The 21,369-nt window shown below is 45.9% G+C and carries 18 protein-coding genes; 6 read left to right on the top strand and 12 right to left on the bottom strand.

Annotated elements, in window-relative coordinates; translation table 11 throughout:
* Nucleotides 1-130 precede the first annotated feature (130 nt).
* Complete coding sequence (gene gshA / locus LEPTO7376_RS08595; RefSeq protein ID WP_015133813.1) at nucleotides 131-1,276, bottom strand: glutamate--cysteine ligase; 1,146 nt, start codon at nucleotides 1,274-1,276, stop codon at nucleotides 131-133.
* Between the two features lie 172 nt (nucleotides 1,277-1,448).
* Between gshA and LEPTO7376_RS26795 the strand changes: the two genes are divergently transcribed.
* Nucleotides 1,449-1,592, top strand: a complete 144-nt coding sequence (locus LEPTO7376_RS26795; RefSeq protein ID WP_015133812.1) for a hypothetical protein — start codon at nucleotides 1,449-1,451, stop codon at nucleotides 1,590-1,592.
* A 289-nt stretch (nucleotides 1,593-1,881) separates the two neighbouring features.
* Nucleotides 1,882-2,652, top strand: coding sequence for a uroporphyrinogen-III C-methyltransferase (gene cobA / locus LEPTO7376_RS08590; RefSeq protein ID WP_015133811.1), 771 nt, complete (start codon nucleotides 1,882-1,884; stop codon nucleotides 2,650-2,652).
* On the opposite strand, the gene LEPTO7376_RS08585 is transcribed toward cobA, so the two are convergent.
* From LEPTO7376_RS08585 to LEPTO7376_RS08555, 7 genes are all read right to left on the bottom strand, one after another.
* Nucleotides 2,644-3,333, bottom strand: coding sequence for a hypothetical protein (locus tag LEPTO7376_RS08585; RefSeq protein ID WP_015133810.1), 690 nt, complete (start codon nucleotides 3,331-3,333; stop codon nucleotides 2,644-2,646). The genes cobA and LEPTO7376_RS08585 overlap by 9 nt on opposite strands.
* Before the next feature lie 41 nt (nucleotides 3,334-3,374).
* Complete coding sequence (locus tag LEPTO7376_RS08580; protein ID WP_015133809.1) at nucleotides 3,375-3,788, bottom strand: DUF1824 family protein; 414 nt, start codon at nucleotides 3,786-3,788, stop codon at nucleotides 3,375-3,377.
* Between the two features lie 48 nt (nucleotides 3,789-3,836).
* On the bottom strand, nucleotides 3,837-4,499 hold the full coding sequence (locus tag LEPTO7376_RS08575) for a hypothetical protein (RefSeq protein WP_015133808.1): 663 nt from the start codon (nucleotides 4,497-4,499) through the stop codon (nucleotides 3,837-3,839).
* A gap of 37 nt (nucleotides 4,500-4,536) precedes the next feature.
* Nucleotides 4,537-5,085, bottom strand: a complete 549-nt coding sequence (locus tag LEPTO7376_RS08570; RefSeq protein WP_015133807.1) for a tetratricopeptide repeat protein — start codon at nucleotides 5,083-5,085, stop codon at nucleotides 4,537-4,539.
* A gap of 91 nt (nucleotides 5,086-5,176) precedes the next feature.
* Entirely contained in the window at nucleotides 5,177-5,608 is a 432-nt protein-coding gene (locus tag LEPTO7376_RS23425) for a tetratricopeptide repeat protein (RefSeq protein WP_015133806.1), read from the bottom strand.
* 33 nt (nucleotides 5,609-5,641) lie between these two features.
* Entirely contained in the window at nucleotides 5,642-6,787 is a 1,146-nt protein-coding gene (locus LEPTO7376_RS08560) for a murein transglycosylase A (protein ID WP_015133805.1), read from the bottom strand.
* Between the two features lie 176 nt (nucleotides 6,788-6,963).
* Complete coding sequence (locus LEPTO7376_RS08555) at nucleotides 6,964-7,461, bottom strand: pentapeptide repeat-containing protein (RefSeq protein ID WP_015133804.1); 498 nt, start codon at nucleotides 7,459-7,461, stop codon at nucleotides 6,964-6,966.
* 126 nt (nucleotides 7,462-7,587) lie between these two features.
* On the opposite strand from LEPTO7376_RS08555, the gene trpD reads away from it, so the two are divergent.
* On the top strand, nucleotides 7,588-8,625 hold the full coding sequence (gene trpD / locus LEPTO7376_RS08550; protein ID WP_015133803.1) for an anthranilate phosphoribosyltransferase: 1,038 nt from the start codon (nucleotides 7,588-7,590) through the stop codon (nucleotides 8,623-8,625).
* Nucleotides 8,626-8,667: 42 nt separating this feature from the next.
* Here trpD and LEPTO7376_RS08545 read toward each other — a convergent pair whose 3' ends face one another.
* On the bottom strand, nucleotides 8,668-10,407 hold the full coding sequence (locus LEPTO7376_RS08545; protein ID WP_015133802.1) for a peptide ABC transporter substrate-binding protein: 1,740 nt from the start codon (nucleotides 10,405-10,407) through the stop codon (nucleotides 8,668-8,670).
* A 71-nt stretch (nucleotides 10,408-10,478) separates the two neighbouring features.
* Nucleotides 10,479-11,258 (bottom strand): fumarylacetoacetate hydrolase family protein, encoded by a 780-nt coding sequence (locus tag LEPTO7376_RS08540; protein ID WP_015133801.1) that lies wholly within the window; start codon nucleotides 11,256-11,258, stop codon nucleotides 10,479-10,481.
* A 220-nt stretch (nucleotides 11,259-11,478) separates the two neighbouring features.
* Between LEPTO7376_RS08540 and rpsF the strand changes: the two genes are divergently transcribed.
* The 3 genes from rpsF (at nucleotide 11,479) to LEPTO7376_RS08525 (ending at nucleotide 13,494) form a co-directional block, all read left to right on the top strand.
* Entirely contained in the window at nucleotides 11,479-11,835 is a 357-nt protein-coding gene (gene rpsF / locus LEPTO7376_RS08535; RefSeq protein ID WP_015133800.1) for a 30S ribosomal protein S6, read from the top strand.
* 279 nt (nucleotides 11,836-12,114) lie between these two features.
* Entirely contained in the window at nucleotides 12,115-13,074 is a 960-nt protein-coding gene (locus LEPTO7376_RS23420; RefSeq protein ID WP_160148422.1) for a type IV pilin-like G/H family protein, read from the top strand.
* Between the two features lie 171 nt (nucleotides 13,075-13,245).
* Nucleotides 13,246-13,494: a Ycf34 family protein gene (locus LEPTO7376_RS08525; protein ID WP_015133798.1), complete on the top strand. Its 249-nt coding sequence runs from the start codon at nucleotides 13,246-13,248 to the stop codon at nucleotides 13,492-13,494.
* A gap of 143 nt (nucleotides 13,495-13,637) precedes the next feature.
* Here the strand turns inward: LEPTO7376_RS08525 and ftsH3 are convergent, their stop codons facing one another.
* Both ftsH3 and LEPTO7376_RS08515 read right to left on the bottom strand, forming a co-directional pair.
* Nucleotides 13,638-15,500, bottom strand: coding sequence for an ATP-dependent zinc metalloprotease FtsH3 (ftsH3, locus tag LEPTO7376_RS08520; protein ID WP_015133797.1), 1,863 nt, complete (start codon nucleotides 15,498-15,500; stop codon nucleotides 13,638-13,640).
* 138 nt (nucleotides 15,501-15,638) lie between these two features.
* Complete coding sequence (locus LEPTO7376_RS08515; protein ID WP_225901190.1) at nucleotides 15,639-21,290, bottom strand: translocation/assembly module TamB domain-containing protein; 5,652 nt, start codon at nucleotides 21,288-21,290, stop codon at nucleotides 15,639-15,641.
* Nucleotides 21,291-21,369: the final 79 nt, after the last annotated feature.

The raw sequence follows: 21,369 nt of genomic DNA, 5'->3' as shown, positions 1-21,369 counted from the left end.
TTTTTTTGGTAAAGGTCGGAGGCTTACTATTCATAAGCCGTTGGTCACTATACATAAGTGTCGTGATAGGAGCTTTATATATAGTGGGCAAATTTTGGCGAAAACTTCAAGCTAAGCTTTTGTGCAATCTTTAGGCGACAAGTGCTGCTGGTTCGCAAAGATATTTGCTGAGTTCTTGGTCTTGTTCAGCTGCTGTGGCGATCGCCTGCTGAATAATCTTAGGAAGCGGTTGTCCTTGGGTATGGGCTGTGAGCCATTGCTGAGCTTGGTTGCCTTCCCGAAGAATTTTTTTCAGTGGACTGAGGAAGCAAGCAAATCCTGCTCCCTTCGCAATCGGATAAACCTCATCATAAATATTGCTAATCCAATCTTTTGCCGTAATCGTCTCACCTGTACGCCAATGAGTTAACGCTGCTTCGAGACTATGTTGTGCTGCAAGCTTTTCATTTTTATCGGTGATCTCAAGCAATTTCTCCACACTAAGTTGACTGGATTTCAGAGGGTCGAGGTGAGGTTGATCAATTAATTGTTGAATACGTGCCTCTAAAAACGCCACAATCGAAAGCAGTTGCAATGGCTGAACAACGAGATCAGTAATACGTAGTTCTAAACGATTGAGGGAATAGGGGCGGCGATCGCCATTCGGACGGACAGAGGACCAGAGATGACGGACATTTTGCATTGTCCCCAACTCTAATTGTTCATTTGTCCAGTCAATAAAATGCTGATGATTCCGAAATAGCGGTACTTGTCGAGGCGTTTTCGGGAAAACTTGCCAACGGTGAGAATGGGAACCCGTGACCTTACCATCTAGGAATGGAGACGATGCACTGAGTGCTAAAACGAGTGGTGCCTCCAGACGGACTAAACGGCAAGCTCGAAATAAGACATCTAAATCTTCGATACCAATATTGATATGTACACTCGCGGTGACCACATCAGTGCCATAGGTGTTTTCGATATAGGCGTGATAAGGATTATTGGGGTCAGAGCGGAAAAAACGACTCGCATCGCCCAAAGATAAAGTACTGCCAGGAATTAATGTGTAGTCTCCCAATGTCTGGAGATAATTCCTTAATTGCAAACGAGGCTGCAAAATCGCACAAAGCAAACTTTCATAGGAGCAGCAGGGAGGAGTTGTATATTCGACGTTGCGACTATCTGGCTCACGCACAAAACCATCTAGCTGTCTTACGATCTGATCCGACAAACCGATAACCTCTCCCTGTGGTGTGCCTGTGAAGATCTCGATTTCTAAACCTTTTGATAACAGCACCTGTGTTCCTCAAGTTTTTTCTGCAACTCGCGCCCAAGAATTTGGCGACAATATATTCTATCCTGCTACTTTCACTGCACTAGGAAATCACTTTGAGAACGGTACAAAAGTACGTTTTGAGTTAATATACCTACCTAATTTAAAAAAATAATTTTAGTAGTACTTAAATACCATGTCTCAATCTGCCATTCAGGATCGCATTGCAACGAAATTATCTCTTGATGCCCAAGTTAAGTATCTTTCGATCCAGGCGGAGCTAGATCTTCTACTCCAACAGGTTCGTGCTAATCAAGTTAAAACAGCACAAAAAAACTAACAGCAATATCGCTGAATATATTGCTCTGACTTGGTTCGTTCTATTTGAGGAAGCTTTTGCTTCCTCTTTTTCGTCGCTGTCGATTTTGATCGTGTAGCAAGAGGAGTGTTGTGATGTTTGCGAATTGGGGATTCCCATGGTTTCGTCACATCAATGCATCAAAGAGATATCCGTGCTACAAAAAATATTTGTCACCATGATATGCTTTGGCATTCGTAAATCACATAAGTAAATCTTAAATAGCCGTTAACAATTTATTGGCTCTCTCTATCCCTGTTCTACAAACAATATGACTCAAGTTTCTAGTCCTGTCGGTAAGGTTTATTTGGTTGGTGCGGGTCCTGGTGACCCTGGTTTATTTACGCTGAAAGGAAAAACGCTTTTAGAAATGGCGGATGTTGTTGTTTATGACGCCCTTGTGAGTGACCCAATTTTATTGATGATTAATCCGCGGGCTGAACGCATTCACGCGGGGAAACGGCGGGGACGGCATTCGCTTAAGCAGGATGAAACGACTCGGATTTTGATCGAGAAGGCTCAGGAACATGCCATTGTTGTGCGTCTGAAAGGGGGTGACCCGTTTGTTTTTGGGCGTGGCGGTGAAGAAATGGCTGATTTGCAGGATGCAAATATTCCGGTAGAGGTTGTGCCGGGAATTACGTCGGGTATTGCGGCACCAGCTTATGCCGGTATTCCTTTAACGCACCGTGGTTATAGTTCTTCGGCAACTTTCGTTACGGGACATGAGGCTGTTGGCAAATATCGCCCCAATGTGAATTGGCAGGCGATCGCCCAAGGTTCAGAAACACTCGTTATATATATGGGAATCCACAATTTGCCGCAGATTGTGCTGGAATTGTTATCTGGAGGGCTGACTCCTGAAACGCCAATCGTATTAATTCGTTGGGGGACACGCCCGGATCAAGAGGAATTACTGGGTACTTTGGCGAATATTAATGACAAGGTTGAGGCCACTGGATTTTCTGCGCCGGCGATCGCCATCATTGGCCGTGTGGTTGAATTGCATCCACAAAATCAGATGGAAAAGGCCTTAGGGTAAAACTTCCAGAAAAATTCCGACACGGCTTTCTTTTGCTGCAGTAGAATTATGCTTTTGGATTTCTGTGGCTAGGCGTAAATGGCGCGCAAAGGCATAGCCAACGCCTAGGGTTGTAATCCCCATTTCCTCATCGCCTGAGAGATTGACGAACTGTTGACTCAGGGAAATGGTTGATGCGCCAGAACGAGAAAGATTGAGCTGGATTTTTCCGCCAACTTCTAAACCATCGCGATCATAGCTTTCACCAGAAAAGGTGTGGTAACCCAAGGTTGGGGCAAAATTTAGACGGTTGCCCAAAGGGAAAAGATAATAATTCGCCCGTGCTGCAAAATTAGAGCGATCGCCATCAAATGTAGTGTGACCTTCCGCCGAAAATGTGAGAGGCAATGTGCGCTTAATAAATAGATCTTCTACCCCAACACTGATCCCACTGCGATCATCATTCGACGGAAAGGTGCTATAGCCAACCCGCCAACGGGTCGTAAAACTCGGATCATGGCGAATATCCTCCAATACATTGGGTGCTTCTTCACTCCAACGTTGGATTACGGGACTATGTTCGATAATCTCTGGAGAGAGTTCGAGTTGATCTGGAGTGAGAGTTTGTGCCATTGCTGGCGAGGAAAGGTAGGCGATCGCCCCAAAGTTGAAAAGAATAGAGGCGGATAACGCTTTAATCAAGGCACAGCTCCCGAGAAAACCACAAGTTTTTCTATGCTAAATCATCCAGCAAACAGATCAAGGGGAAAATGTCCGTAGGTTCCCTGTAATTCGTCAGTTTCTGACTGGATTGCGATGAGTACGCCGCGATATTTGCCTTCATAATCGTCGAGGTAGTGCGCCATCTTTTGGGTATTAAATTTGAGGTAAACCGGTTTGTCTGCCCATTCACTGACGTCAGCTTTAAAGTCATTTTTATAACCCAATGCTGCTAGATACTGTCGAACCGAATCCACCGCAACTGTCGCATTATCAGCGCAAATCCCAATATTTTCCCAATCTGCTTCTTTCGAAACGAACTGAATATTTTGCCGCAGTGTTTCCCGCTCTGTTTCGGAGTCGATGTGGGGTGTTTCAATACAGCTTTTTTCGTTCAGGATGGCGATCGCTGCTGCTAATTCGGGGGATAAACTCATGGATAAATCTCGCAATAATGCCGTCCTAGCGTACCAGACTAAATCTGTCTAAATCCATTCTTCATCGTCATCTAAATTGGGAATTTGAGGTGGCGCTTCATCGGCGTTGTAGGGCGGTGTGATTACTCGATAGTCAGCATCATAAACACTGTTGCCTGATTTTTTTGGTGGTTGGGATGTTGTGCGGCGAGGTCGTTGTGAGGGGTTAGATTTATTATTCGGGTTAGGGCGGGGACGTTTGGGCTGGGGTTGATTTGACCGCACTTTCTCTGTTTTAGAAGCGTCTTTCGCTTTTGGCGGTGGTTTGGGACGTGTGGGGTTTTGGGGAGGCGATTCAATATCCCAAGATTCAGCATCCTCTTCCTCAACATCTTTATCTGTCCAATCGTAATTGGCGCGGCTGCGTTCCCAGTCAGAGCGTCCGGTGCGATTATCTGGTTTACGGGGAGGGCGTTGCTTGAGATTTTCGAGACGTTCATTTAGGCGATCGCTCTGCTTTGAACTTTCAAATCCCAAGAGAAGTTGCAGAATTAGATTGGTGATAATACCCGCAATCACCGCGAAAATCACCCAAAAACTTAAAGGTAATTTCAAAGGTAATGGACGATTGAGAATAATCAGGTTCAGTGGCTGGCTATTTTGCAGTAGGAGAATACAACCCCCAGTAATGAGGAGTAACAAAACAGCAGCTGACAGTGAACGTGAATTCATACGTTGGAGAATTTAATGGGGCGATCGCCAAAAAAGTTTATTCAGCAGCAGGATTTTCTGTATCTTCTGTTTCTGGAACAGCCTCCGATTCAACCTCTAGCCCATCCGTTGCTTCGGATTCAACGATATCTGGTGTGGTTGTAGGGCTAACATTTTCTTCTACTGGAATACCTTGAGGATTTGTCTGCACGATATTTTGCTCTAGTTGAACTTTAAGATCCTTGAGCACTTGATCCTCTGGAAACAATGTAATCAGCTTATCCAGCGGATCAATAGCTCCTGGGAGATCGCCCATTTCCAAACGTACTCGCGTTAAATTTTGCAGGGCATTTGGATTATTGGGTTCCCTTTCTAAAACGAGTAGTAAATTCGCTTCTAGCTCTTGCAACTCTGCTGTGGATCTTGAAGCACCTTGATTTCCAGCGGAGTGAGCTGGAGTATTTTGTTCATTGCGGTTGAATAGTCCCCCAATGATTGGGAGCATTGCAGTACCTAGAAATGCACCACCACCGATAAAAAGAACAGCTTTCTGCCAAAATTGTCCTTTGCCCTTACTTTTTGCAGATTTTTTCGAGGTAGATGGCATAAGTTTATGGTGGTTTTTGGATGAAAAATTTCTCCTATTTTAGCCCATACCCTTTCTGAAACACTGGAATACTGGGCGTGCCAATGTCTTGTTATTTCTCTGTGGTTGTTCCCGATTCAGATGAGCTGTTTAAATTCTGCTCTGCTTGCGATCGCATCTCTTGAAATTTCTGATTGTTCGGGAATATGCCCAATAGTTGATCGAGTGGTTCAAGGGCTCCTTCATAGTCTTCTAATGCGATCCGAGCTTCTGCCAAACTTTTGAGGGCATTAGGATTATTTGGTTCACGCTCTAAAACAATTAATGCTCCCGCTTCTTTCTGAATAAGGTTTTGATTTGCCTGTAGCCGTTGTTCGGTCGCATCCTTGGATAGGTCTTGAGTAAATCCTCCGACAATATTTTTACTGATGGAAATCAGGCCTGTGGCTGCAAATGAACCTGCACCAATTGTTAGCATGATGATATTCCGACGTTTATTTTTTTTTCGATTTTTTTCGATGGCTTTATCAGAAAAAAAAGGCATTTTGATGTTTCGTATTAAGAAAAAAGTGGATAGTTATTTGAGTAAGAGATAGTAGAGTTGCCCTTGATCATTCACTAGTCCAGCTTCTGTTTGGACGTTTGTGCCTGTGCCAAGAAAAATATCGACTCTGCCAGCCCCTTTTATCGCACTACCTGTATCTTGATCCAAGGCATAAAAAGTGCGATCTAGTTTGAACCACTCGCCATTGTAGGCAGGAAAAGGTAACACGGTCGAAACTAAGGCGATCGCCCCTGGTGGCATTAGTGATTTGTCAGTGGCAATGGAGCGGTGGGCAGTGACAGGGACATTCAGGCTGCCGATTGGGGGAGAACCAAAGGTTTCGCGGAAGAAGATAAAGCGGTTATTGCGAGGAATGTATTCACTGAGCTTGTCGGGATTCGTTTCGAAGTAGTCGATTAATTTGGGTAAACTCAATTCTTCGGGTAAAAAGATCTCATCGTTAATCAGTTCTTTCCCGAGACTTACATAGCCATAGTCAGTACTACCATCAAAACCGACTGTCATGATCTTGCCATTGGGGAGTTGCAAACGTGCGGAGCCTTGCACTTGAACTAAGTAAGCTTCCAAACGACTGGGTAACCAAACTAATTCTTGCCCTCGCAATGGACTATCGGCTGGAGCAAGGCCATTGGCTCCTTCTAGCTCAGCGCGGGTGGGATGAGGAGATTGCCATTGGTCAAATGTGGGTGGTTGGCGATAAATGGGATAACGAAATTTTTCGGTTTGGACAGGACTTGCTTGATAGGACGGTTCAAAATAAGCGGTAAAGTCTACGGTGCCCAAACTATCAGTGCCAACAGATTGGTAAAAATCGAATTCTTGTTGGATTTGTTGTTGCAATTTATGAGGATCATTGCTTGCTTGCACTAATTCTCGAAACCTAAGGAGCGATCGCCGAACATTGTCGCGGGAAAACTTTGGGGGTAAATCGAGGTTAGCGTAATCTTCTGCTGACTTTGCGGTATCGAGATAGGTCAAGCTGTGGTTGATGGATTCGATTAAAGGCGTTCTATTGCATTCACACCATAGATCTAAATCCGCATAGGAACTTGCTTCTAGCTCTACTTTTTCTAGCACCTGAGCCAAGATAGGATTTGCCCCAGCTATTGTCCAGAAACATCCGGCGATCACCGTAACCGCTAACCAATTTCGTCCCATCAAATCCTCAAGCCCCGCTCTTTTGAATCATTCGTATCATAATCCGACTTGTTATAACCCAATTCAGTTTCTGGATGGGACAAAAATCAAAGAAAAACTGGCCAAGCAAATACCCAACCAGTCCAATCAACTGAATCATACTTACTGAGCAAATACGACTAATCAGCAAAATAACACTAACAACCCAACGAGTCAGCTGTTTCAATACCTGTCACAGGATTGACACCTGTTGCAGCGGCACAAAGTTTCTTCTGCTGGGAGCCATCAAGTACTGCAAAGCTAAAATCAGCGCCATCAATATTTGCATCATCAAACGTGGAGCGTAATAGAATCGCTTCCTCAAAGATTGCACCAGACAAATCAGCGCCTGTAAATGCTGAGAGATAGGCAATACCATTACTCATATCTGCACCATGTAAATTTGTGTTTTGCAATTGTGAGCTATTAAATACAGCACCTCGCAAATCAGTATTGCTCATATCTGCATTGCGGAAATTGACCTGGGTAAACTCAGCCCCCTGGAAATTTTGACCCGCAAAATTTTCATTAGCAAAGTCTTCACTATCAACCGCAGACCGAGATGTTGCCGCAGGACTAGATGCATAAGCAGGAGAACCAAACCCCAAACTTAAGACCATCATTAATAAGACTGCAATTCTCACTAAAACCTTCATAACCCTCAAATTGCCCGTTGCCTAAAAGAATCTTTTTCAAGGCATATTCTAAAAGATTCTCGGAATGGCTGGGAATTCCGCTAAAGTTTTTGGAGAGAATAAAATTTTTTTGCTTGCGTTTTTGCTATGACCACCACAAATTGGACAGACTTTCTTAAACAACTCATTGAAGGGGTTTCCCTCGATCAGGAACAAGCTCGCACATTGATGACGGGTTGGCTCAATGAAGAAATTTCTCCAATTATGTCGGGGGCAATTCTCGCCGCAATTCAAACCAAAGGGGTTTCGGCGGATGAGTTAACCGGGATGGCGCGCGTCCTCAAGGCTCAATCTCTCCAACAGGAAACCCTGACCCATAATCAACCCGTTGTGGATACTTGCGGTACGGGAGGCGATGGTTCCTCGACATTCAATATTTCGACAGCGGTAGCTTTTGTCACGGCAGCGGCGGGGGTCAAAGTCGCAAAACATGGTAATCGTTCGGCCTCCAGTCAAGTGGGTTCGGCGGATGTATTGGAAGCGTTGGGTGTTGATCTCAGTGCGCCTAGCGATAAAGTGGCAGCGGCATTGGAGGAAGTCGGCATTACGTTTTTGTTTGCGCGAGGCTGGCATCCAGCGATGAAGGCAGTGGCTCCGATTCGTCAGGAAATGAAAATCCGTACAGTGTTTAATTTGCTTGGCCCTTTGGTAAATCCCCTCCAGCCCACAGGTCAAATTATTGGTGTGTACGATCCGAAATTTATCGAACGCATGGCGATCGCCCTGCAACAGCTCGGTACAACAAAAGCAATGGTTCTCCATGGTCGCGAGAAACTTGACGAAGCAGGATTAGGGGATTTGACAGATTTGACTGTAGTAAATGGCGATGATGTGCAATCCATTACCCTCGATCCCCAAGAATTAGGATTAACTTCCGTGCCCCTCGCAGACTTGAAAGGTGGCGATATTCCAGTGAATCAAGAAATTCTCACTAATGTTCTCCAAGGAAAAGCGACTCCAGCCCAAACTGATGTTGTTGCCCTCAATGCTTCTCTAGCCCTGCAAGTTGCTGGTTCCATTGAGTGGGGAGATCACACCGCAGGTATTGCCAAAGCTAAAGATGTCATTGCCAGTGGCGCAGCATGGGATAAACTTCAATCCCTAGTTACTTTTCTGAATTCATAAATCAGTCGGTAAGGGCGTTTGCTAAATGCCCTTTCGATGAACTTATTCGGTCGTTTCGGAAATCTTTTTCCATTCAGCAATATTCCAAGTATTCATATCCCAAGGCGTGAGAGAAACCCCAGATAACTTGCTGCTAACCCCAGCTGTTTCGGCGCGGTGTACAAGGGGAATCACCACAAAATTATTGATGAGCAAATCGTTCATCTCGATAATTGCTGCCTGACGTTTTGCAGGATCAAGCTCCTTATTTGTTGTAGTCCAAAGTTCGTCGTAGTCAGAATTGCAATAGCGAGAATAATTATCCCCTGTCCAACTGTTTGCCATCGTCGGAATTTGGTCGCAAGTGTAACGCTTGAGATAGGGCATCGGATCGGGATTGGTATTACCTGTCGTAAACATCTGCAAATCCGCGACAAATCTTTCGGTTGTGTCAGCATTCGCCGGATCACCCGAAAAGAATACGCTGGCATCAATGCTTTTTAGCTCCACATCAATGCCAAGTTCTCGCAAATTTTGTTTGGCGATCACCTGAGTTTTTTGACGTAATGGATTCACCGACGTTTGGAAAACCATTGTCATTTCCACGCCGTCTTTATCGCGTGTGCCATCGCCATTGCTATCCACCCAGCCCGCTTCATCAAGCAAAGTATTCGCTTTCTCTAAATCAAATTCATAGCTCGTATTCAGCGATACTAATTCCGGTGGATTCACCACAAAATTAGCGTTTGCCGTGCCCGTAATGCCATAAAGCTCCTCGGTAATCGTGTCACGGTCAATAGCTATGGCGATCGCCTCCCGGACTTTTATATCAGTCAAAAATGGGTGAGGAAATTCCGTGCTGGATCGCTCTCCCTCAGCGGTTTCCTTGTTGGGGTCAGTGAAATTGAGAATAATCCGCTCGCCGAGAGAACCATAGCTAGCCACTACCTCTCCCTGTCCACCTTGACTCAGCTCATCCAGAATTTTCGATTCCACTTGGAGGTTGTAGGCGAAATCTGCATCCCCTGTCTGCAACACTGCCCGTGCCGCAGAGGTCGCATCTCCACCACCCTTAAGTTCAATCCGCTCAAAACTAACGGTTTCTGCATCACGGTAATTGGGATTTTTTTCATAAACCACTACATCCCCCGGTTTAAATTCGGCGACTCGATAAGCCCCAGTTCCTACGGGCATTAAATTTGCTGGAGCTGTTCTCGCCTCAGTGCCTTGATATTCCTCAAACTCATGCTTCGGTAAGATCATCCCTTCGCTGCCCACAAAGACCCCAAACCAAGCAGGGGCAATCTCTTTAAAAGTCACTTTTACGGTCAAATCATCAATCGCTTCAACACTGTCAATCACCTCAAAAATCCCAAGACTGGTCGCGCCCGTATCAGGATTACTCGCCCATTCGTAAGTGAAAACAACATCAGCTGCTGTAAACGGTTCACCATCAGACCATTGAATATCCTGCTTTAATGTCCAAGTTACCGATAAACCATCTTCCGCTACCCCACCATTTTCGATGCTTGGAATTTCGGCCGCCAAAATGGGAATTAGCTCACTTTCTTCGTTAAAGGTCGCTAGCGGTTCAAGGGTAATGCGACTTGCTTCCCAATCTTTAAAGCCTGTGGAGAGATGAGGATTTAAGATTGTTGGTGCTTGCCAATAGAGAAGTTTTAAGAGCGTTGTATCGTCGGTTGTGGTTTGGGATGATGGGGAAATTTGAGTACCACCACAGGCGGTTAAGCCCAACAAAGAAACGAGCGACGCACTAATAGCAAAGCGAGAAACGGGAGACATAGGCTTGGGGCAAATCCGATAAATGTTGTGGGATAACTGTGGAGTAAATTTTACCGGATGTTCTTTCGTCTCTACTGTTTTGGGGCAACCACTATATTTTCGAGTTCACCAATGCCTTCAATGGCAATTCGGATGCGATCGCCGATATTGACTTTCCCGACCCCTGAAGGTGTGCCCGTCAAAATCACATCGCCTGGCAGCAAAGTCATAATTTTGGAAATATAGCTTACGAGTTCCGTCGTCGAGAACACCATATCCAACACAGAAGCTGACTGGTGCGGCTCAAATGCATCATTGAGATAAGTCTGTAATTTCGCCTCTGGACTCAGTTCCCGCACAATCCAAGGCCCCAGTGGACAAAATGTATCGAATCCTTTTGCCCTTGTCCATTGACCATCTTGTTTCTGTAAATCTCTTGCCGTCACGTCATTGGCGATCGTGTAGCCCCAAATCTTTGTATGAGCTTCTTCCGCTGTGCAATGAGACGTGCGATCGCCAATCACCAATGCCAATTCCCCTTCAAAATCCACCCAATTGGACTGGGATGGGTAAACAATATTTTCTTCATTTGCAATGATGGTTGTGGAAGGTTTGAGAAAGAGTAAGGGTTCCGTGGGTACTTCATTGCCCAGCTCCGATGCATGACCCACAAAATTTCGACCAACCGCAATCACTTTTGACGGCGCACAGGGTGGCAAAATTGAATAACTGTCTGGCTCAATGACCATTTCTGTTAACTGACCACCTAGCCAAGCTGGCGCATCTAAAACCTTGACCTCACGATTTAAATGAAGTACGCCATAGTAAATTTGTCCTTGGCGAGTTTGGATCCGGACATAACGTTGCGCCATAGCAAAAAATCAGAACCAATTTTCATAACATAAAGTCCATCACCCGTGCCAGCATACTGGAGAAGCGCCACAAAATAAGCGGGCTTTCAAAAGTAATATCCAAATCGGTACCAGGTATAGTAGAATTTTATATCCTTGCTACTTACTAAAGAACAAATGATGTTCTTTGATTTACAAAAAGTCTGGAGTAGCCCATCGTCCAAAAGGAATACTTTCTTTAATGAGCACAAATAATTACGAATTAATGTACATCTTGCGTCCTGACCTCGGTGAAGAGCAGGTTCAAGAAGTATCCACAAAGTACAAGACCATGCTGCAAGAGTCCGGTGCGACTGACATGCAGGTTCAAGTACGCGGCAAACGTCACCTTGCATATCCCATCCAAAACTTTAACGATGGCATTTACATCCAAGTTAATTTCAAGGCAGATGGTAGCCAAATCAAGACCTATGAGCGTGATATGCGTCTGGGTGAAGAGGTTATCCGCTACCTAACTATGAGAATGGATGCTGAGCCTGTTGAGGTTACCGATGCGGAAAATGCACCTCCTTCTGAGCCTGCTGCTGCTGGTGCGTAAATAAATTCTTTGACATTGTTGGTCTAGAAATTCTGTTTGGCTATTTGAAAGTTTTCTCGCTGCAATGTCAACAAGCATAATTAATTGAGATTCCGACGACAGGTTATGCCTGTCGTTTTTTTTTGAGAACATATGGCTATAAATTAATTGCTTTAGAAGTCATCTATATTCAGAGCTAATAAAAATCCTTGCAAACAGTGAGCTATCCGAAATTTTTTAGAGAAAATGGAGAAGCTAACTCCATTGGGGACGATTTATTCTCTGAGTTCTATGAAGATAATGCATTGGATTTCTCAACAAAAAACTGCTGCTTTTTGTCTCGCTAGTTTGATGGCGATCGCCCCAGCGGCAATGAAGCAAAATAGCAGCGCTGCCCAAGCTAATCCCCTCATGCCAGATGCTTCTGATCATCCCCTAGATTTAACTTTGGGTGAACTGGATGGCTCTTGGCGTGAATTCCGGATTTCGGGCCAATATGAATTTGCGGATCTGATCCAAACTTGGTTTAGCCTATTCGGAATTTCAAATGTCTATAGTAATACCTACTTTACCCAAGGCAATACGATTGATATTGCCGGAAAACAGTATTTAGTCGCTTATCGTTTCCCCCTCGCCCCCCAAGAGCTGAATCTCGAAGATATGTTCTCTGTCTGGGATACAGGGCAAGGATGTGAGGATATGGCTATGCTTGAGTCAGAGCTCGTTAATCTGGACACGACAATTAATCTATCTCTACTAAACCCCAACACCATTGGATCTCTGAATGATATTCAAACGCTGGATGTTGCTGAATTGATTGAGCAGTCGAAAGAACGCTACGACATGATGCAAGAACGCTGTCAGGAAGCAGAAGCTGAAAGTAAAGTGACCGAAGCAGTGCAAAACTTAGGGGCGATGAACCGTGCCCAACAAGCATTTTGGCTAGAAAATGAAACGTTTACAAGTGATATTAGTGAGTTACAAATCGGAGTGTCTGAGGATACTGAGTATTACAGCTATTATCTGACCAGCGAAAATGCGAAATTAGTCACCTCCCAAGCTGTCGCTAAATCGCCGTCTGGTCACCATATTGTCGGTGGAGTCTATGCGTTAGAAAGCGAGGTAGAGCTTGGCTATCCAACGACTGTATCGATTCTGTGTAAAAAGTCTGAAAAAGGTGGTCAAATTCCTGATGAACCTTATTTTGATGAAAGTTGGCAAACTCTAGCCTGTCCGCTTGGCACGACTCAGACGTATTAAATACTCTTTCTTTGGCGATCACCAAGTAGATATCTCACGCTTTAATTACGATAGTGATTGGCTAAATTGATTGATATTTCTTGCGGCGATCACCACCCACTAATTCAGCCTTCCCAAGCCTTTTGACAGAATCGCTATACTGAGAAGACCTTGAGGTTAGCGAGGCGTAGCATGTGTATTTGTATCAACTGTGAATATGTGGATCGATGTCAGACTTACCATGTGGTCGAAACTCAACATCAACAACCCCATCTCACTGAAGACCCGACCTTCGAACCCAAAGAACCAACTATTAATGTCAATATCCGTTCTGAGGGTGAAATGATTGAGATGGAATGGGATGTCGTCGGCTGTGAAAGTTTTTCCCGTGAAGATGGTAAATGGGCAAAATTGCGCCCTGGCGAAGCTGTTCCCACCTAAATTTTTATCCAGCATCAACCCGTTTTTTGCTGACAAGAAATAAGATCCCCACTAAAAAAGTGACTCTCAAATTGAGAGTCACTTTTTCATTATTTATTCAGTGTAAATGAAACTCACAGTCTGTGAGTTTCCACTAAATTCGCCTATGCAGAAGCATTGGAGAAAGCGGCCATTTTGACATCGCTTTCCATTAGCAATGTTTGTAACTCTTCAGAGTCAACAGTTTCTTTCTCGACAAGCATGTCAGCCAAACGGTCAAGAACTGAACGGTTGCCAACGAGGACATCCTTTGCGCGGACATAAGCCTCTTCTACGAGACCACGCACTTCTTCGTCAATGACAGAAGCCGTTTCATCAGAGAAATCACGGTCAGATGCAATGTCACGACCCATGAATACGTTTCCGTTTTGGCGACCAAGGGCAACAGGGCCAAGGCGATCGCTCATCCCAAAGCGAGTAATCATTTGACGGGCGACATTTGCAACCTGTTGGAGGTCATTAGACGCACCAGTAGTAACCTCTTCCGCACCGAAGATAATTTCTTCAGCAATCCGACCACCAAGGGCAACTGCCATTTGGTTTTGGAGATAAGAGCGAGAATACAAACCAGAGTCCATCCGATCTTCACTAGGCGTGAACCAAGTGAGACCGCCAGCACGACCACGAGGAATAATACTGATTTTCTGAACAGGATCATAGTCAGGCATCAAAGCACCAACAAGGGCATGGCCAGCTTCGTGATAAGCAACAAGTGTCTTGCGCTTTTCACTCATTACACGATTCTTCTTCTCAGGACCAGCCATCACACGATCAATCGCATCGTTGATTTCATCCATCGAAATTTCAGTCAAATTACGACGTGCTGCAAGAATTGCGGCCTCATTAAGAAGGTTAGACAAATCTGCACCTGTGAAACCAGGTGTACGACGACTAATCTTTTCAAGATCGACATCCTTGGATAGCGTCTTGCCGCGAGCGTGGACATTAAGAATTTCCAAACGACCTGCATAATCAGGACGGTCAACCACAACCTGACGGTCAAAACGGCCAGGACGTAGAAGTGCTGCATCAAGTACATCAGGACGGTTTGTTGCCGCAATGATGATAATGCCAGTATTGCCTTCGAAACCGTCCATCTCAGTAAGAAGTTGGTTCAAAGTTTGCTCACGCTCATCATTACCGCCACCAAGACCGGCACCACGGGAACGACCGACAGCATCAATCTCATCGATAAAGACGATACAAGGCGCGTTTTGCTTAGCTTGCTCAAAAAGGTCACGGACGCGGGATGCGCCGACACCAACGAACATCTCTACGAATTCAGAACCAGAGATGGAGAAGAATGGTACACCAGCTTCGCCAGCTACAGCCTTTGCAAGGAGAGTTTTACCAGTTCCAGGAGGGCCAACGAGGAGAACGCCCTTAGGAATTTTTGCTCCGATAGCAGTGAAACGATCAGCATTTTTGAGGAAGTCAACAACTTCAGTCAATTCCAGCTTTGCCTGCTCAATACCAGCGACATCACCGAAAGTAACTTGAGTTTGAGGCTCCATCTGTACACGAGCCTTAGATTTCCCGAAGTTCATTGCTTGGGAACCAGGGCCACTTTGAGCACGGCGAAGCAAGAAAAACAAACCGACAAGTAGCAGGATTGGGAAAATCAAAGTGCTGAGTGCACGGAAGACCCAATTGTCATCGCTCTGAGGCAATACTGCGATATCAACGCTGTTGTTGCTGAGGATATCGATAAGCTCAGTATCTCCGGGAGGAAGATTTACGAGAATTGGTGTCCCATCTTGGGCGGGAACAAATGCTTGAGAACGGTCAGAGCTAATCTTAACGCTCTCAATATTGCCACTTTGAACTTGTTCTAGAAATTCACTGTAGCGCCATGTTTCACGGCTCTGGGGTTGCTGATCAAAGAAGGACACAGCCAAGGAGATCACAACGATCGCCAAAAGTGCATAAAGCCCTGCACTGCGCCATTTTTTATTGTTTTTATTCACTACTGGGAGCCTCCTAGCATTTGAGGATAAGCAATATGGTGGTTTTCTTAAAAGAGAGTCTTATCCTGTCATTCAGGTTAGTTATTAACTAATGTTAACGTTTCTCAGGAAAGATTGTTCACTTTTCTTGTTTTATGCCTAGAATTTCAGGTCGTACTCTACAGTTAGGCGACTATCATCACTCAGATTTGTCGAGCCACGGATAAAAATTTCATCGTTAAGGCGATATCTAATACCAAATTGAGTCGTTTCGCTGCTATTGAGGATTTGGAGGAGAGAGAAGGAAAAACTAGGCGTGATATCGATACCTAATTCGGCTCCTAGACCAAGGGTCGTGTTGCGGTCTTCTTCATCGTCAGCAATTACTGTGGGGAAGAGTCTTAGTTCGCTCAGCCCAAGGGCATTGCCGATTGTATCTTGGACGGTATTGAGTAGGGCAGAACCTGCTAGGTTGGCAAGGGCTAGACCACTATCTGTCCCTTCTGATGTGAAGCTATCAAGTAATGTGCCGCCGAGTAAAGCAACAAGTTCGGTTTCGCTGCGGGGCGGGCTACTGCTCAGTTCTACGCTGTTGTCGAGTTGGCTGGCTTGGCCTTCAACTTTGGCTCGGACACGAATGGTCTCGATAGTGCCGATCTGGGTTGCGCTAAAGACGCTGTTGTCCTGAACTTCTGCTGACAATGGATCTGTGTTGATTAGCGATGATTGAGGGGTTTCGACAAGTGATGCTTGAAGAGCAACATCAAGGTAAGGGTCAAGGCCAAGACTGGGGATAAAGGTTGCTGTATTTTTATTGCCTTTGTCGAGGCGGAATTGGGTGGCGAAGAGATTCACTTGGCCTCGTTTGAGTTCGATAATGCCGCTGGGTTTTGGATCAATCAAGGTGCCATTGAATAGCATATCGCCGGTGGCAAGGAAATTTAGGATTGGGCTACGGGTAATTTGTATATTCTTCCCTAGGGTGATTCTTAGATCGCGGAATTCGGTGAGAGCAGTGAGATCGACATTCGGGGCTGCTGGGCTAGGGACTATTTTTGTGGACTGTTTCAGCTGCTTTGTATCGGTTGTTTTAGGGTCGGATTTTGTATTGGTTGTTCCTTGTGGAGTCACTGCGACTTGTTGTTGATTGTCGACGAGGAAAATACGACCCTCACTAAGGTTAATATCACCACCAATAATTGGTTCTAGGGCAGAGCCTGCAATGGTGAGATCGCCATTGACACCGCCTTCGTAAAGGTCTGGTAGGACAAAGTTAAGGTCGTTTAGTTTTACGTTGAGGTTTTCTTCTGCATTAGCTTGGGCAATTGGCAGAGTGCCGCTGATATCGACTTCCCCACCACTAAAGTCTCCGGTGAGTTCGCGAATAGTGAAGTTATCAAAGTTGAAGTCGATCTTTGCATTGACATCAGTGAGAGGGGCATCGGGTAATGTTTTCGCCTGGATCTCTGCATCGGCGATCGCCACTTGCCCTTGCGCGATCAAATCTTCTGGGCGACCTGTTTCCGGATCAATCTCGCCATCAATTGTCAAATCCATCTGACCTTGACCGTCCAGCCAAGCTAACTGTCCTCTCGACAAAATATTGAGCAAAATAAACCCTTCATCCTTAAGATTAAACGTCAATTTCAACTCATTACTATCTGGAGCCACATCTGTATTCGGTAACTGATAGGGAATACTACCCACCACCGTTAACGGATCAACCCCCTCTAGAAGTTCGCCGTCCACAGTAAAGTCCAGATGGGCATTCTCATAGGCGAAGTTTCCGGTAACCGCACTAATCTCGGCATCGTTAATACGCGCATTGGTCATACTCATCTCACCCCTTGCAGAAGGGTCTTTTGGCGTACCAGCAAGGTTGGCACTCGCATTAATCGACCCTTGTAAACCAACGGCTTCAGGCAAATCGACAAATTTTTGGAGGAAGGCCACGGGAATTTCATTTAATCGCAGCTGTCCTGACTGGGTTTCGCCACCAAAGCTACCGATAAAAATGACTTGGCCATCGGGCAGTTGAATATTAATGGGTCTGAGAGTCAACACATTATTGCGTAGGACACCGCGAGCCACGACATAGGGAATTTCAATTGCGCCCCACTGCCACGGTCGTCCAATTAGAGTGGTTTCGCCGAGTTCTGTAATTTCTTGGTAGCCACCTCGGAGGTCAAAGTCTGCTTCAAGGTTTGCTTCACTATCTAGATTGAGAGTGAATTGGCCATTAACTGCTCCTCGTAAGTCGGCAAGTTGCGCTGGCAGTAAAGTCTTACTTGCCTCGCGATCATTGAGAGCAATTTTGGTCTGGACACAGTTAATGAGAGCTGCACGTTCGGCAAAGGATAAGTCTTGGCTATTGCGTACGAAGAGTGTATTTGGATCTTGGGACTGGCTGGTATTGCGATTGAGCAGTTCACGACAACTGGTAGTGGGGCGGGTATCGTTATCGGGTTGAATCAGTTTTGGATCGGCGGGGACATTAAGGGTGATTACTTCTTTGGGGAAATCTCTTGGGTTGACGAGATCTACAGTGTCGTAGAGGTCTTGGCTATCACCAAAGATGCTGGATTTGCCAAAGTAATCTGGTAGGGATAATTTGCCTAAATTTTGAAAGTCGCTGTAATCAAACAGCTGCATTGCCACGAGAATATCCTCGATGCGGCCTTGTTCCACTTGTCCGGTGAGGGCAATTGTGGGTTGGCTATTATCGTTGGGAAGGTTAATGGTGGTGTTAACGGCGTACAGGCTACCTTGTTGTCGCCAAGCCATATCCCGTAAGACAAGTTGGTTATTGCCGTAGTAAAAGTCGCCGTTGAGGCGATCGCCCCGAATCACACCAACGGTAGGGGAATCAACAATTAACCGACCGGAAGCAGATAAGTTTTGTAGATCCGCAGTTAACTCACTCGAAATTCGTCCATCCATCGGAATGTCTGCAAGGGGAAAATCGATCTGTTGAACTTGGGGCTGGTCTTGGGCGATCGCCTTGGCGAGGGTAACGGGAAAATTCTTGGTTGTGAGACGAAGTTGTTTGGGGTCAATTTGATTTGTGCCGTATTGCACCGCAACATCGAGGCTGGTGTCTGCAACTTGAAGTACGGCTTGTTCGGGACGCAGATTTTTATTCAGACGGGCAATGAGGCGATCGCTTTCCCCTTCGAGAGCAATGAGGAGACGGCGATCGCTACGGGTTTGGATAGAGCCTTCGATCTGATTTTCAAAGATAAGATCCCCGACCTCCAGATTATTGAATCGCAAACTACCATCGACTTGGGGTTGGAGCGGCGCCCCCTGTACTGTCCCCACAAAACTGGTTTGTCCCGCCAAGGTGAGTGAGCGTGCATTCGGTGGTAAGGGTAAACCTGCCAATTCAAAATTCGCGAGATTAAGGTTTAATCCCACATTTTCGATAGCGGCCAACGGATCAGTTTCTAAACGGGCTGTATTAATATCCACTAAGCCATTGGCCGAAAATCCGGTGGCGATCGCCTCTTGAATTTGGAGTTGGGAGCCAGTCCAAGTAAATTTACTCCGTAGGGGTGACTCAATCAGCGATAGTCCCTCACTAAAACGCGCCTCACCCTGAACTTGTAAGCGACTCAAGTCAGGATTAATCGCATCGGCAATGACGGCAAATTCACCAGAACCAAAGCCTGTCATTTGCTCAGAAAAGGGGAAAAGGGCGACTCCCATCGCTACCATTTGGCTCGCGAATTCACCTTGCTGGAGCGTAATATTATTGCTTTCAACCCTGCCCCCTGCGAGTTGGGAGACGGCTTGTCCTTGGGCGAGCACAGCTTCGAGGGCAATATTGTCGAGCACACCGCGTACCTCGAAGGAACCATTGGTGGGTACAGTGCTGACGTAGTTGCCGAGTAATGGCGAAAAGTTAACGAGATTAACGTTGTCCACTTCCGCGCGGCTATACCATTCACCTTTGGCGATCGCCACATTTTCGGTACGAATTACGCCACCATCCGCAATGGTTAGGCGACCCGCCCCAGCAGCATCGATGGCATCAGCACTGGGATTATCGAGCATTCCCGCCGCCACAAACTCGCCGCTATAGGTGGCAGCTACAGGTGGTAAATCCGGTGCCAAACGATTGAGTTCTAATCCCTCAAGGCTAATATCTGTTTTCCATAAGCCATCTTTGACCCTTAAATTGTTGGCGATCGCCGTGCCGCCCGCGAGAGTTGTGCGCGCTTGACCTGTCACTTGAAGCGGATCGGGATCTGCGGCATCAGGAGAAAGTGCACCTGTTGCGTCAAACTCACCATTCACCAAGCTATTTTCTGCGAAAGGCGGTAAGGGCTGTGTATAAAGTTCATTGAGCCTTAAACCACGGGCGGTTGCGGGAGTTTGCCAACGTTCTTGGGTGACCTTCAAATTCGTGGCGGTGACCAGTCCTCCCGCGACTGGAATGACAGCTGAACCTGACACCACAAACTGATCAACTTTATCTACCGTTGCCTCAAAGACAAAATCCCCTTGTCCCGTTCCCAGTGGCACAGGCGTTGGAATTTCGTAGAGTTGCGCCAATGCATTAGTCGGTAATTGAGTGCCCGTTGTATTGATGGCGATCGCCCCTTCAGGGAATGCCTCTGTTGGCATTTGAATTAAACCCTGACCCTGAAACTGACCGCCAAGAGTTGGTGTGGCAACAAAATTTTCAACGAAAAACTGACTGCCAATAATCGCCAACGTGCCCTGAAACTGATCAAACGTAATGCGGTCAAACGTCAACGTATCGTAATTGACCGCATCGATAAACAGTTGCGGCTCCTCTAATGCCCCCGTCACAGAGACCAAAGCACGCAGCTGACCATCCAGCACAAATTCCGGCGCATCCAACTCAAACGTCGTCAACAAATCTCCAATCGTCACCGGCTGACTAATCAGCTTGCCTTCAATTGAACCGCTGAGATCTAAATTCATTTCACCAGCGAGATCTACTTTCCCTAAGCTGCCCGACAGATCTGTAAAATCTAGACGCTGTTCCTCAAAAGTGATTTTGCTGTCCATTCCTTTAATCGGCTTGACCAACTGCGGCAAAATCAGGGTTGTACCTTCTGTGATTACTTCCCCTTGCCAATCTGTGAGCTCACCACCGGGTGCCAAATTCATCGCTAGTTGGCCATCTACCAAGCCTTCCGCCAGGGTAAAAGGCAATGGCAATAAATCTGTCACGGTCGAAATTTGAAGCTTTTTGGCGCGTAGATCGAGAGAAAAAGAACTATCAGTAAGATTCGCGATACCCGTTACGCCTAAAGTTCCGCCACGTTTTAGGGTGCCCTCTAGGTCAAAATCAATAGCTTCATCGTTTTGAACGAGCTTGCCCTTGCCATAGGGGACTGTTATTTCAATAGGGGTTTGTAGAGTGCCCGACTCCATGCGTGAGCGCGCGGTTAAATCTGCATTTTTGAGATAAATATTGTTGACATCAACTTTGATGCCACCGCCATCATCGTCGTCATCGTCCTGAATATCGAGAGCGACCCACACATTATCAATGTCTTGCTCGATATAAATTTGGGGTTTGAGGAGAGTGATATCGAGATTGAGCTTGCGTTGGGTGAGTAGTGGCCAAAGACTAAAATTAACAACAACGCCTTCCAGCAAAACCTGATCGGTTTCATCTTCTGTGGCAGGGAGTTCGGAGTAGCCAAGACGAACACCATTTAGGGAAAAGGATTTTACTTCCCCTAGGTTGACCGGGCGATTAATTAAATTTGTCAGTTGTGTTTCGATGGTGGGCGAGAGGCGTTTAAAAATGAAATAGCGAGCGAACCCCATACCGCCTCCCACTGCAACCAGTGCGCCAATAACCAGTCCGATCAGAAGGCGGTGCTTTTTCAGGGGTGACGTGTTCTGT

Origin of the sequence: [Leptolyngbya] sp. PCC 7376, from assembly GCF_000316605.1 — a bacterium.
GTDB lineage: Bacteria > Cyanobacteriota > Cyanobacteriia > Cyanobacteriales > MRBY01 > MRBY01.
This window is presented reverse-complemented; position numbering and strand designations above follow the sequence as displayed.

Bases quoted from the DNA above. Each gene is read 5' to 3' on its own strand.
- LEPTO7376_RS26795 (WP_015133812.1), top strand. From the start codon at position 1,449: ATGTCTCAATCTGCCATTCAGGATCGCATTGCAACGAAATTATCTCTT.
- cobA (WP_015133811.1), top strand. From the start codon at position 1,882: ATGACTCAAGTTTCTAGTCCTGTCGGTAAGGTTTATTTGGTTGGTGCG.
- LEPTO7376_RS08580 (WP_015133809.1), bottom strand. From the start codon at position 3,788: ATGAGTTTATCCCCCGAATTAGCAGCAGCGATCGCCATCCTGAACGAA.
- LEPTO7376_RS08575 (WP_015133808.1), bottom strand. From the start codon at position 4,499: ATGAATTCACGTTCACTGTCAGCTGCTGTTTTGTTACTCCTCATTACT.
- LEPTO7376_RS08570 (WP_015133807.1), bottom strand. From the start codon at position 5,085: ATGCCATCTACCTCGAAAAAATCTGCAAAAAGTAAGGGCAAAGGACAA.
- LEPTO7376_RS23425 (WP_015133806.1), bottom strand. From the start codon at position 5,608: ATGCCTTTTTTTTCTGATAAAGCCATCGAAAAAAATCGAAAAAAAAAT.
- LEPTO7376_RS08560 (WP_015133805.1), bottom strand. From the start codon at position 6,787: ATGGGACGAAATTGGTTAGCGGTTACGGTGATCGCCGGATGTTTCTGG.
- LEPTO7376_RS08555 (WP_015133804.1), bottom strand. From the start codon at position 7,461: ATGAAGGTTTTAGTGAGAATTGCAGTCTTATTAATGATGGTCTTAAGT.
- trpD (WP_015133803.1), top strand. From the start codon at position 7,588: ATGACCACCACAAATTGGACAGACTTTCTTAAACAACTCATTGAAGGG.
- LEPTO7376_RS08545 (WP_015133802.1), bottom strand. From the start codon at position 10,407: ATGTCTCCCGTTTCTCGCTTTGCTATTAGTGCGTCGCTCGTTTCTTTG.
- LEPTO7376_RS08540 (WP_015133801.1), bottom strand. From the start codon at position 11,258: ATGGCGCAACGTTATGTCCGGATCCAAACTCGCCAAGGACAAATTTAC.
- rpsF (WP_015133800.1), top strand. From the start codon at position 11,479: ATGAGCACAAATAATTACGAATTAATGTACATCTTGCGTCCTGACCTC.
- LEPTO7376_RS23420 (WP_160148422.1), top strand. From the start codon at position 12,115: ATGCATTGGATTTCTCAACAAAAAACTGCTGCTTTTTGTCTCGCTAGT.
- LEPTO7376_RS08525 (WP_015133798.1), top strand. From the start codon at position 13,246: ATGTGTATTTGTATCAACTGTGAATATGTGGATCGATGTCAGACTTAC.
- LEPTO7376_RS08515 (WP_225901190.1), bottom strand. From the start codon at position 21,290: ATGGGGTTCGCTCGCTATTTCATTTTTAAACGCCTCTCGCCCACCATC.